At 63.0% G+C, this 11385-nt stretch carries 10 protein-coding genes; 4 read left to right on the top strand and 6 right to left on the bottom strand.

Annotated elements, in window-relative coordinates:
• Nucleotides 1-17: 17 nt before the first annotated feature.
• Nucleotides 18-632, top strand: a complete 615-nt coding sequence (locus NKH95_RS06560) for a 3'-5' exonuclease (RefSeq protein ID WP_352612805.1) — start codon at nucleotides 18-20, stop codon at nucleotides 630-632.
• 51 nt (nucleotides 633-683) lie between these two features.
• Here NKH95_RS06560 and NKH95_RS06555 read toward each other — a convergent pair whose 3' ends face one another.
• The 4 genes from NKH95_RS06555 to NKH95_RS06540 all read right to left on the bottom strand — a co-directional run bounded on the left by NKH95_RS06555 (nucleotide 684) and on the right by NKH95_RS06540 (nucleotide 4770).
• Nucleotides 684-1292 (bottom strand): ABC-type transport auxiliary lipoprotein family protein, encoded by a 609-nt coding sequence (locus tag NKH95_RS06555; protein ID WP_502895168.1) that lies wholly within the window; start codon nucleotides 1290-1292, stop codon nucleotides 684-686.
• 79 nt (nucleotides 1293-1371) lie between these two features.
• Nucleotides 1372-2745, bottom strand: a complete 1374-nt coding sequence (locus tag NKH95_RS06550) for an MlaD family protein (protein ID WP_352612804.1) — start codon at nucleotides 2743-2745, stop codon at nucleotides 1372-1374.
• A gap of 14 nt (nucleotides 2746-2759) precedes the next feature.
• Nucleotides 2760-3581: an ABC transporter ATP-binding protein gene (locus NKH95_RS06545; RefSeq protein WP_128303560.1), complete on the bottom strand. Its 822-nt coding sequence runs from the start codon at nucleotides 3579-3581 to the stop codon at nucleotides 2760-2762.
• A 1-nt stretch (nucleotide 3582) separates the two neighbouring features.
• Nucleotides 3583-4770, bottom strand: a complete 1188-nt coding sequence (locus NKH95_RS06540; RefSeq protein ID WP_023810578.1) for an MlaE family ABC transporter permease — start codon at nucleotides 4768-4770, stop codon at nucleotides 3583-3585.
• A 76-nt stretch (nucleotides 4771-4846) separates the two neighbouring features.
• Between NKH95_RS06540 and dgcA the strand changes: the two genes are divergently transcribed.
• Nucleotides 4847-5830 (top strand): N-acetyl-D-Glu racemase DgcA, encoded by a 984-nt coding sequence (dgcA, locus tag NKH95_RS06535; protein WP_023810577.1) that lies wholly within the window; start codon nucleotides 4847-4849, stop codon nucleotides 5828-5830.
• Here dgcA and NKH95_RS06530 read toward each other — a convergent pair.
• Together NKH95_RS06530 and NKH95_RS06525 are read right to left on the bottom strand one after the other, a co-directional pair.
• Nucleotides 5801-7015, bottom strand: coding sequence for an MFS transporter (locus NKH95_RS06530; RefSeq protein WP_023810576.1), 1215 nt, complete (start codon nucleotides 7013-7015; stop codon nucleotides 5801-5803). The two genes, dgcA and NKH95_RS06530, sit on opposite strands and share 30 nt — an antisense overlap.
• A gap of 124 nt (nucleotides 7016-7139) precedes the next feature.
• Complete coding sequence (locus tag NKH95_RS06525) at nucleotides 7140-7955, bottom strand: UDP-2,3-diacylglucosamine diphosphatase (RefSeq protein WP_023810575.1); 816 nt, start codon at nucleotides 7953-7955, stop codon at nucleotides 7140-7142.
• Nucleotides 7956-8073: 118 nt separating this feature from the next.
• Between NKH95_RS06525 and NKH95_RS06520 the strand changes: the two genes are divergently transcribed.
• Nucleotides 8074-8853 carry an SDR family oxidoreductase gene (locus NKH95_RS06520; protein WP_352891213.1) on the top strand — a complete coding sequence of 260 codons (780 nt, stop codon included), beginning with the start codon at nucleotides 8074-8076 and terminating at the stop codon, nucleotides 8851-8853.
• A 177-nt stretch (nucleotides 8854-9030) separates the two neighbouring features.
• Nucleotides 9031-11355: an NADP-dependent malic enzyme gene (locus tag NKH95_RS06515; RefSeq protein WP_352552978.1), complete on the top strand. Its 2325-nt coding sequence runs from the start codon at nucleotides 9031-9033 to the stop codon at nucleotides 11353-11355.
• The last annotated feature ends 30 nt before the right edge of the window (nucleotides 11356-11385 follow it).

Below are 11385 nucleotides of genomic sequence, written 5' to 3'. Positions count from 1 at the left end.
GCTCGAAGGGTGTGATCGTGAAGACGGCAATCATATTCGACTGCGAGTTTCTTTGCCTGGAGGGCTCGCAACGCCGATTCTGGTGCGCGGCACACGACCCCGACCCGGTGATCGCGCAGATCGGCGCGGTCAGGCTTGGACTTGAAGGCGACTTCCCCCTGCTCGGCACACACAAGGCCTATATCAGACCGGTCGACCGGTTTGGTCAGAGATACGCCCTCGACCCGTTCGTCACCAAACTGACCGGCATCACCGAGGAAGATCTGGAGACCGAAGGCGTGGCGCTAGGAGATGCGCTCGCCGACGTCGATCGTTTTTCCGACGGGTCGCGATTCTGGTCCTGGGGCAAGGACGAATTGAACATGATCGCCATCAGTTGCTATGTCGCGGGCATTCAGCCTCCGGTCCCGGCCACCCGGTTTGACAATGCCGTCAAGCTGCTGATCGCGGCCGGAATGCCGATCGAGGATCTGGCGAGAACGCCGAGCAACAAGCTCGCCGATTACTACGGCGTCGAACACCCGCCATTGCAGGGGCACGACGCGCTCGGTGACGCGCTGTCCGTCACCTATACCCTGCAGTACCTGATGAAGACCGGAAAGCTCCGCCCGGAAATCTTCGACCGCTTGTAGGTAGAGAAGCCTGGGGGGATGAAGCTTTGTGGGATTCCGGCGCCCCCGCGCTCAGATCACCGAATCCGTCCAGCTCACGATCTGCCCGGCGGCGTCGCCGAACGCCTTGTCGAGCGCGCTGACATAGGCAGGATTGCCGCTGCCCGAGACGGGTGCGGCTGCGGTGAAGCTCTTGGAGGCACGGACCTCGCCGTTGCGATCGTTCAGGATGCGCACGAACAGGTCGACCTCGGCATGCTCGCCGCCTTCGACGCGCACCTCGAAGGACCGGATTTCGACGATCACCTGATAGTCGATCGCCAGGCCCTCGCCCGGCTTGCCGACGCCGGCAAAGCTGCCCGAGCGCTGGAACGTCTCGGCCAGCCGCGCCTGCACGATCAGCGGCAGCCGGTCGGCCCATTGCGCGCCCTTGAGATACTGGATCGAGCGATCCGACGGCTTGATGACGATGTTCTGGCTGTCCAGCGCCTTGAGCGCCGACGGCTGCGCGATCAGGATCTGCCGGCGGCTGTGGCCATGCGCGTCGACCGAAGGCGCCGACAACTCGAACGTATCGAGCGGCGCGGGCTTGCCGCCCAACGCCGCGCAGCCGGCCAACGTCAAGGCAAGCAGTGCCGCAGCCGAAGTCAACCCGCCCGTTTTCACCCACACAGACTTCACGCGCGATCCCCGTTGTCCCCGGATCGTAAGATCGACCCGCTTTCGCGGCTCATGTTTCTGGGGCGCGCCGTCGCCGAAGTCAACGCCGCGCCCTGCCATCGAATTGCCGAACCTCGCCGTCGCCACCCGAAAGGATGCGCTGCGGATTGCGGCTGAGATCGGTCACCGCCTCTTCGATGCGGCTGATCGAACGGCGGCTGTCCTGCACCAAAGCCTCGACATTCGAAAGCCCCTGTCCCGAGAAGCGCGCCAGATTGTCGGTGATGACGCCAAGGCGGGCATTCAGCGTGTCGGCAACCTGCTTGAACGACTTCAGCGTCGCCCTGGCATCCGCCATCACGCCGTCGGCCTGGCCCGACCCGAGCAAGGTATCGACCTTGGCAAGAATGCCATCGACGCGCACCGAGGCATCGTTGAGCCGTTGCGCGAGCTGCTTTGCATCCTTGATCGTCTGGTCGATGTCGTCGGCCCGGTTGGCGAACTTGTGGGTAACCTCAGCGATGTCGGCGGCGGCCTTGTCGGCGCTCTCGCTGGCCTTTTGGATGTTGGCGAGCGCCGAGCGCACTTGTGCGGGATCGATACCGTCGAGCACGTTGTCGACCTTGGCCAGCGTGCCTTGCGTCCGTTTGGTAAAATCGTTGACCGACCCCAGGGCCGTATCGACGTTCTTGATCACGCCGTCGAGCTGTTTCGACGTCTCCTTGAGGTTACCGGTTACCGCGTCGACATTGGCGACGATGCTCTTGATCTTGTCCTTGTCGACGGCGTTGAGAAGGCCTTCGGCTGCTTTCAGCGTGCCGTCGAGTTTGCCGGAAACGCCTTTCAGCTCATCCGCCAGCGTGCTGGCGGCGGACAGGAACTTGTCGATGCCGTCCGAATTCTTGGCCAGCGCATCGGAGAAGGTCTGGACATTCTGGACGGTCTGCGTCAGCGGCCCGCGAACGTCCCTGGTGAAGCCTTCGAGCTCGGTCAGCACCTTGTCGGCGCGGGTGAAGATATTCTGCGCCGTCTGCAAGAGGTTGGTCACCGCCGACGGGTTGGCGACGATCTCGGCGACCTTGCCTTCCTTTTCCGCCTGGTCGAGGAGTTTCACTTCCTTGGGGTCGGCGCCCTTGAGCTCGATGTTGGCCTGCCCGGTCAGGCCGGCAAGCCCGATATCGGCTTGCGTCGATTTGGTGATCGGCGTCATGCGGTCGATCTCGGTATCGGCGATGGCAACCGTCGGATTGTCGACGTCGATATAGACGCGCTTGACGTCGCCGACCTTGACCCCGTTGAACAGCACGAAACTGCCGCGGCCAAGCCCGGACGCAGAGCCCGGAATGCGCACGCGCAGCAACGTCGTCTCGCCCTTGTCGCCGATGGCCGCCGTCCAGTAGACGAAGGCAAACGCCGCCAGGATCGCGGCCAGCGTGAAGATGCCGACAATGACGTAGTTGGCTCTGGTTTCCATTGTCCCACTTATGGCTATGCGCGCGCCGCAAGATCAAGTTGCCGGGCGCGTTTTCCGCGGAAATAGGACTTTACCCACGGTTCCTCGCTCTTCAGCATGTCGCCGATGGTGCCTTCGACCAGCACTTTTTTCTTGCCGAGCACGGCCACCCGGTCGCAAGCGGTGAACAGCGTGTCGAGATCGTGCGTCACCATGTAGACGGTCAGATCCATCGTATCGCGCAGCTTGACCACCAGCTCGTCGAACTCCGCCGCGCTGATCGGATCGAGGCCCGATGTCGGCTCGTCGAGGAAGACGATGTCGGGATCGAGCGCGAGCGCCCGGGCCAGCGCGGCGCGCTTGATCATGCCGCCGGACAGTTCGGACGGGAATTTCTGCGCTGCATCGGGCGGCAGCCCGACCAGCTCGATCTTGAGCATCGCCAGTTCGTCCATCAGCTTTCGCGGCAGGTCGAGATATTCGCGCATCGGCACCTGGACGTTTTCCAGCACTGTCAGCGCCGAGAACAGCGCGCCGTGCTGGAACAGCACGCCAAGCCGCATGTCGATGCGCAGACGCTCCGCATCATCAGCTTTCTCGATATCGACGCCGAACAGCTTGATCGTACCCGACTGCTTGCGCGTCAGGCCGAGAATGGTGCGCAGCAGAACGGATTTACCAGCACCCGAGGCGCCGACAAATCCAAGGATTTCGCCGCGCCTTATGTCGAGCGACAGTCTGTCGAGGATAAGCTTGTCGGCGAAGGACACGCTGATGTCATGCGCGGATAGCACGATGTCGCCCTCACCCGCGTCCTCAGCCAATGCGCCTGCCCTTTTCCTGTTTCGCAGCTTCATCTCAGAACTCGATCGCTGCGTAGAACATGGCGAAAAGTCCGTCGAGGATGATGACGACGAAGATCGACTTCACAACCGAAGCGGTAACATGCTGGCCGAGCGATTCGGCGCTGCCGCCGACCTTCATGCCTTCGACCGAGGCAATCGTGCCGATGATCATGGCCATGAACGGCGCCTTGATCAGGCCGGCAAAGATGGTGCTGAGATCGATGGCGACGCGCAGCCGGTCGATGAAGGCGGCGGGCGGGATGTCGGAATAGAGCCAGGCAGCCAGTATGCCGCCGCCGAGTGCGGCGAAATTGGCGATGATGGTCAGGCACGGCAAGGCGATGACCAGCGCCACGAGCCGCGGAAAGACCAGGACGCCGATCGGGTTGAGCCCGATGACCTTCAGCGCGTCGACCTCCTCGCGCATCTTCATCGAGCCGATCTCGGCGGTGATCGCACTGCCGGAGCGGCCGGCGATCATGATCGCCGTCATCAGCACGCCAAGCTCGCGCAGGATCAGCACGCCGACCAGATCGACGACGAAGATATCGGCGCCGAAATAGCTGAGCTGATAGGCGCCTTGCTGGGCAACGATGGCGCCGACGATCGCCGACATCAGCACCACCACCGGAATGGCGCCGACGCCCATGCGGTCGATCTGGTTGAAAATCGCCGCCGGGTTGACGGCATGGCCACGGCCGAGCTTCATCTGCGCGCCACGGATGGTGGCGCCGAGGATGTTCATCGAGGCGAGAAAATCGTCGCGCATCTCGTAGACCCGGCGGCCAACCGCCTCCAGCGCGCGAATGACGATGTTGGGCGGTCGCGCCGGGCCGGATTCGGGTTCGCGCCGCACGGCCTCGCCGACAGCTTCGAGCAGGATCGAAGCGATCTCGCTCTGGCCTTGCATCTGGATCTCGACGCCCTTCTTCTCGAAGGCGCTGACCAGCCGGTCGATCAGCCAGGCGCCGGCGGTGTCCATCTTCTCGATCTTGGAAACATCGAGCGCCAAGGTTTTGAAGCCGCTTCGCTTTTCGATCTTGCGCATGTCGGCGTCGATGAGCGCGACGGTCCTTGTGGTCCAGATTCCGGAGAAAGCGCAGCCAAGAACGCCATCCTCCTCGCCGATCGCCACGCGCGGTTCGTGGTCAGCCTCCCCTGCGGTCGTGCCGCTTGCGTCGCGCTTGCCGATGGTCAACATGGCGTCCTGTTTAGCCTGACGGGTCTGACCTGTCGATTTGCCGACAACGGTTGTCGCATAGCAGGAGCAGAAAAATATGGCGCGTGTCATTTCGGTCGAGGCCGAGCGTTTTCCCATCGCCGGAACCTTCACCATTTCGCGCGGTTCCAAGACCGAAGCCGAGGTGATCTCCTGCACGATCGGCGACGGCGGCCACTTCGGCCGCGGCGAATGTGTCCCCTACAAGCGCTATGGCGAGACCATGGAGGGCGTGCGCGACGCGATCGAGGCCATGCGCGGCCGAATCGCCGCTGGCATCAGCCGGACAGCCTTGCTCGATGCTATGCCGGCCGGAGCCGCCCGCAACGCCATAGACTGCGCCCTGTGGGATCTGGAGGCAAAGCTCAGCGGAACCTCGGTAGCAGTCGCGATAGGTGCTCTTCCCTTGCAGGCGCTCGAAACCGCCTACACGCTGTCGCTGGGCGAGCCGGAGGCGATGGCGGCGCAGGCCCGCGCCAATGCCGCGCGGCCGCTGCTCAAGGTCAAGATCGGTGGCGACAACGACATTGCCCGCATCCGCGCGGTCAGGCAGGCAGCGCCAGACAGCCGCATCATCCTCGACGCCAATGAGGGCTGGAGCGACGACAACATCGTTGCGAACCTCGCCTTTGCCGCCGAACAAGGCATCGCGCTGATCGAACAGCCGCTGCCGGCCGGTCGTGACGAGATCCTGCGCCATATCGCCCATCCCGTGCCGATCTGCGCCGATGAAAGCGTGCATGAGGCTGAGAATCTCGAAGCGCTTGTCGGTCTCTACGATGCCGTCAACATCAAGCTCGACAAGTCGGGAGGCCTGACTGCGGCACTGGTGCTGCGCGATCGCGCCCGCGAACTCGGTTTCGGCGTGATGGTCGGCTGCATGGTCGGCACGTCACTGGCGATGGCGCCAGCGGTGCTGCTTGCCCAGCATGCCGATTTCGTCGACCTCGACGGTCCGCTGCTGCTTGCCCGCGACCGGGTACCGGGCCTTATCTACCAGGGATCGCTGGTGTCACCGCCCGATGTGGCGCTGTGGGGCTGAGCGCGCAGCAAGCCCGATGAGCACCAGCCCGATCAAGGCGATCGGGATCATGGCAAAGAAGCCGTCCACGCCGAGACGGTCGTAGAGCGGGCCGGACGCCAGCGTCACCACCGCCATGAAGAAGCCGTTGGAGAAATAGGCAATGCCTTGCGCGGCACCTGTCCGCTCCTCGGAGACGGTTTCGCCGATCATCTTCTGCAGGCCGATCAGCCCAAGCGCCACCGAGACCGAGTGCAGCGACTGGACACCGAAGAAACCGGGAATGCCGAGGCCGAGCGGCCAGACCAGCGGAAAGGCGATCCAGCGCACGATGGAGCCGATCCCCGCCATCACCATGATCGACACGACGGAGAACCGGTCAAAAAAGCGGGTGAACATCATGAACATGCAGACTTCCGACACCACACCCCAAGCCCATAAGAGACCGACAACCGAATCACTGATGCCGATCGATTTCCAATAGATGGAGACGAAACCGTAGAGGAATGCGTGGCTGGCGGTGATGACGCCGACGCCGACGGAAAAATACAGGAAATACGGGTTGAGAAGCTTCGGCGCCGAATGCTGGATGTCGGCGGCCGACAGCGGTGAGGCGCGCCGCGGACGGCCTAGACGCGGCGCCAGCAGGCCGGCGGCAAGGGCCGCGGCAAACGCCGCCAGAATGACAACCGGAACGGCCTGCGAACCGGTTGCCGACAGAATGAAGCCGCCGGCGACATTGGCGCAGAGATAGGAGATCGAGCCCCATTTGCGCATGCTTGTGTAGTTCGAACCGAAGCGGCGGACACCCGAAAGCGCCAGCGAATCGGCGATCGGCGAATGCGGCGTCCAGACAATGGTCAGCGCCAATGAGACCGCCAGCACCATCGCATAGGTCGGCGGCAGGAAATAGCCTGCCGACAAGAGCAGTGATGCAGCCATCAGCGCGACATAGACATCGGCGCGGTCCCTGGCACGGTCGGCCAGCGCGGTCAGTAACGGCGTCGTCACCACGCGCAGGAACATCGGCGCCGCCAGAATGACGGCGATCTGCTCGGCGTGAAAACCCTTGGCCTGCAGCCACAGTGGAAAATAAGGCAAATGCGTTCCGAGCGGCACGTACAGCGTCGCGAAGATCAGGCTCATGCGCAGTTCGAAATGGCGCGGCTTGACGAGTTGTTCGGACGAGAGCTGCGGCAGGGCCATGAATCGATCCAATCGCGCTGTATTCGACCGGACGGCAACGCGTGTCGATCCCTTAACATGGACGAAAACCGGACGAAACCGGTTGGACTAATTGATTGATTCCGAAGCCCGAAAAGACTTCGGACTATGCCGCCTGCCCTACCCGATCTTCGATGAGCAACGGGATAAAGGGCTCGTCCGGCGCTTCGGGCAGCACCTGCGCCCAGGTCAGAATTTCCATGCGGCCGTCAAAATGCTCGACCACGGCCGTACAACTTTCCACCCAGTCGCCGGTGTTGATGTACTGGACATCGCCAAAATTCTCGATGACGGCATGATGGATGTGGCCGCAGATGACGCCGTCGACATGCGAGCGGCGCGCCTCGTCCGCAAGCATGGTCTGGAACGAGCCGATGAAGTTCACCGCCTTCTTGACGTTGTGCTTGGCCCAGGACGAAAACGACCAATACGGCAGGCCGAGCAGTTGCCGCAGCCGCGTCACCACGCGATTGACCAGCATGGCCGCGTCATAGGCATGGTCGCCGAGATAGGCGAGCCAGCGCGCATTGTGGACGACGGTGTCGAACTGGTCGCCATGGATGACGAGCAGGCGCTTGCCGTCGGCGGTCTCGTGGATGGCGCTGTCGGCGACGACGATGCCGCCGAAATGCACGCCCTGGAACTGGCGGGCGAACTCGTCATGGTTGCCAGCGATGTAGGTGATGTTGGCGCCCTTGCGCGCCTTGCGCAGCAGTTTCTGCACGACGTCATTGTGGCTTTGCGGCCAATGCCAGCTCCGTCGCAGCCGCCAGCCGTCGACGATGTCGCCCACCAGATAGATGATATCGGCATCGTGATATCGAAGGAAATCGATCAGGAACTCGGCCTTGGCCGCCTTCGAGCCCAGATGGACGTCGGAAATGAACATGCTGCGGAAAGTGCGGGGCTCTTGGCCGGACATCGCGATTTCACCGTTGCTTTCGCGAGCCTATGCCCCGATTCATGCAACAACCGTATGACGGTTGCGATTGGTCCAGCCGAAGGACTAGCCTGCCGGCCAAATCACAGGAGAAATCGTCATGGATCTTGGTATCCGCGGAAAGAAGGCCATCGTCTGCGCTTCGAGCAAGGGGCTCGGAAAAGGCTGCGCCATGGCGCTGGCCGAGGCCGGTTGCGACATCGTCGTCAATGGCCGCAACGCCGAACTGGTGGCCAAGACCGCCGCGGAGCTGCGCGAGCGTTACGGCGTGTCGGTGACGGAAGTCGTCGGCGACGTCTCCAAGCCCGAGGTGCAGAAGGCGCTGCTCGCGGCCTGTCCCGAGCCAGATATCCTCGTAAACAACAATGGCGGGCCGCCGCTTCGCGACTTCCGCACGCTTGATCGCGAAAAGATCCTCGAAGGCGTCACCCAGAATATGGTGACGCCGATCGAGCTGGTGCAGGCTGTCCTCGACGGCATGGCCAAGCGCGACTTCGGCCGCATCGTCAACATCACCTCGTTGTCGGTCTATGTGCCCATTCCCGGCCTTGATCTCTCGTCCGGCGCGCGCGCCGGCCTGACCTCGTTTCTTGCCGGCGTGGCCAGAACGGTGATCGACCGCAACGTGACCATCAACAGTCTTTTGCCGGGTAAGCTCGACACCGACCGGCTGCGCGGGCCGCACGAGGCCGGCAGTGTCGAAAGCCCTGAGGCCGCAGCCGCGCGCAAGACCCGCATCAGCGCCGACGTTCCGGCCAAGCGGCTCGGCACGCCGGAGGAATTCGGCCAGATCTGCGCCTTCCTGTGCTCGGTCCATGCCGGCTATCTGACCGGGCAGAACATACCGGTCGATGGTGGTCTCTACGTCAGCGCCTTCTGATCAACTTGTCCGTGAAACTGCAGGAATGGTCTGTCAGAAAATCAAGATAAGCATCTGATTAATTGTGGCTTTCGACGCGCCACCGGGTAAAGCTCTCGGCGCGTCAATTAGCGTCGCGAAAAACCACGGCTGCATGCTAAAAGGGAATCTCCAGCCAGATTTCGAGGGAGCGGCCGCATGGAAGGCGAGAGCAAAAAGACGGCACGTTCGGACCTCGACGAAGCCGCCCTCTACTTCCACAAGCACCCAAGGCCGGGAAAACTCGAGATCCAGGCGACCAAGCCGCTCGGCAATCAGCGCGACCTGGCGCTCGCCTATTCGCCTGGCGTCGCCGCCCCGTGCCTGGAAATCCGCGACGATCCGGCGACCGCCGCCGACTATACCGCGCGCGCCAATCTTGTCGGCGTCGTCACCAACGGATCGGCCGTTCTCGGCCTCGGCAATATCGGCCCGCTGGCCTCCAAACCGGTCATGGAAGGCAAGGCCGTCCTGTTCAAGAAATTCGCCGGCATCGACGTCTTCGACATCGAGATCGACGCGCCCGGCATCGAGCGCATGGTCGAGACGATCTCGGCCCTGGAGCCGACCTTCGGCGGCATCAACCTCGAGGACATCAAGGCGCCGGAATGTTTCGAGGTCGAGGAGCAGTTGAAGGCCCGCATGGCCATACCGGTCTTTCACGACGACCAGCACGGCACCGCCATCATTGTCGCCGCCGCCGTGCTCAACGGGCTGGAATTCGCCGGAAAAACCATATCGGACATCAAGATCGTCACCTCCGGCGCCGGGGCTGCCGCCCTTGCCTGTCTCAACCTGCTGGTCTCGCTCGGCGCCAAAGTCGAAAACATCTGGGTCACCGACCGTTTCGGCGTTGCCTACAAGGGCCGCACTGATGAGATGGATCGCTGGAAAGACCCTTATGTAAAGGACACCGAGGCGCGCACGCTGGCCGACGTCATATCGGGCGCCGATGTCTTCCTCGGCTTGTCGGCGGCAGGCGTGCTGAAGCCGGAACTGCTTGAGCACATGGCGCCAAAACCGCTGATCCTGGCGCTGGCCAACCCCAATCCCGAGATCATGCCGGAAACGGCGCGTGCGGCGCGTCCCGATGCGATGATCTGCACAGGCAGGTCTGATTTTCCTAATCAGGTCAACAACGTACTTTGTTTTCCTTACATATTTCGCGGCGCGCTCGACTGTGGTGCCAGCGCTATCAACGAGGAGATGAAGATGGCGGCGGTGCGGGCGATCGCAGCGCTAGCACGCGAAGAGCCATCCGATGTCGCGGCACGCGCCTATTCCGGCGAGACGCCGATCTTCGGCCCTGAATTCCTGATCCCTTCGCCCTTCGATCCGCGCCTGATCCTGCGCATAGCGCCCGCGGTCGCCAAGGCAGCCTGCGACACCGGTGTCGCGACGCGGCCGATCACCGACTTCGCCGCCTATATCGACAAGCTGAACCGCTTCGTCTTCCGCTCCGGCCTGGTGATGAAGCCGGTGTTCTCCTCCGCCAAGGCATCGAGCGCCAAGCGCGTCATCTATGCCGACGGCGAGGATGAGCGCGTGTTGCGCGCCGCCCAGGTGGTGCTCGAGGAAGGCATCGCCGAGCCGATCCTGATCGGCCGCCCGCACGTCATCGAGGTGCGCCTGAAGCGCTACGGCTTGCGCATCAAGCCCGGTGTCGATTTCGGCCTGATCAACCCGGAAGACGATCCGCGCTACCGCCATTATGTCGACCTTTTGATCGAACTCGCCGGCCGGCGTGGCGTGACGACGGAGGCCGCGCGCACCATGGTGCGCACCGACAACACGGTAATCGCAGCGCTTGCGCTGAAGCGCGGCGATGCCGATGCCATGGTCTGCGGCCTCGAAGGCCGCTTCGAGCGGCATCTGCGCAACGTCACCTTGATCATCGGCCCCCGCGCCGGCATCAAGGACCACGACCTGTCGACGCTTTCCATGCTGATCTCGCAGCGCGGCATCATCTTCCTGACCGACACCCACGTCTCCGTCGACCCGACGGCGGAAGAAATCGCCGAAATGACCGTGCTGGCGGCGGAAGAAATCCAGCGCTTCGGCATCGAGCCTAAGGCAGCGCTCTTGTCGCATTCCGATTTCGGCTCGCGCGATTCGCCCAGTGCCCTGAAGATGCGGCAAGCAGCGGCGATCCTGGCGCGCATCGCGCCTGACCTTGAATGCGATGGCGAGATGCATGCGGACACTGCTCTGTCGGAGCACCTGCGCCAGCGCGTGTATCCCCATTCGAGGCTGAAGGGCGAAGCCAATTTGCTGGTGTTCCCCAACCTCGATTCGGCCAACATCACGCTGACGGCGCTCAGAACCATGACGGATGCGCTACACGTCGGGCCGATCCTGCTCGGCACCGACATGCCGGCGCATATATTGACGCCGTCCGTCACCTCGCGCGGCGTCGTCAACATGACGGCGCTTGCCGTGGTCGAAGCCGCCCACAAGGCACAGGCGGTCGTCAATCTGGGCTGAACACGGATTTCGCGGTAAACTGCAGTTAAC

The sequence above is a fragment of the Mesorhizobium sp. M0848 genome, from assembly GCF_040319805.1.
GTDB lineage: Bacteria > Pseudomonadota > Alphaproteobacteria > Rhizobiales > Rhizobiaceae > Mesorhizobium.
Note: the sequence above shows the minus strand (reverse complement) of the source record. Positions and strands in the feature narration are given on the sequence as shown.

Excerpts from the sequence above, each read along its gene's own strand:
- NKH95_RS06550 (WP_352612804.1), bottom strand. The coding sequence starts at position 2,745 with ATGGAAACCAGAGCCAACTACGTCATTGTCGGCATCTTCACGCTGGCC.
- NKH95_RS06545 (WP_128303560.1), bottom strand. The coding sequence starts at position 3,581 with ATGAAGCTGCGAAACAGGAAAAGGGCAGGCGCATTGGCTGAGGACGCG.
- NKH95_RS06540 (WP_023810578.1), bottom strand. The coding sequence starts at position 4,770 with ATGTTGACCATCGGCAAGCGCGACGCAAGCGGCACGACCGCAGGGGAG.
- dgcA (WP_023810577.1), top strand. The coding sequence starts at position 4,847 with ATGGCGCGTGTCATTTCGGTCGAGGCCGAGCGTTTTCCCATCGCCGGA.
- NKH95_RS06530 (WP_023810576.1), bottom strand. The coding sequence starts at position 7,015 with ATGGCCCTGCCGCAGCTCTCGTCCGAACAACTCGTCAAGCCGCGCCAT.
- NKH95_RS06525 (WP_023810575.1), bottom strand. The coding sequence starts at position 7,955 with ATGTCCGGCCAAGAGCCCCGCACTTTCCGCAGCATGTTCATTTCCGAC.
- NKH95_RS06520 (WP_352891213.1), top strand. The coding sequence starts at position 8,074 with ATGGATCTTGGTATCCGCGGAAAGAAGGCCATCGTCTGCGCTTCGAGC.
- NKH95_RS06515 (WP_352552978.1), top strand. The coding sequence starts at position 9,031 with ATGGAAGGCGAGAGCAAAAAGACGGCACGTTCGGACCTCGACGAAGCC.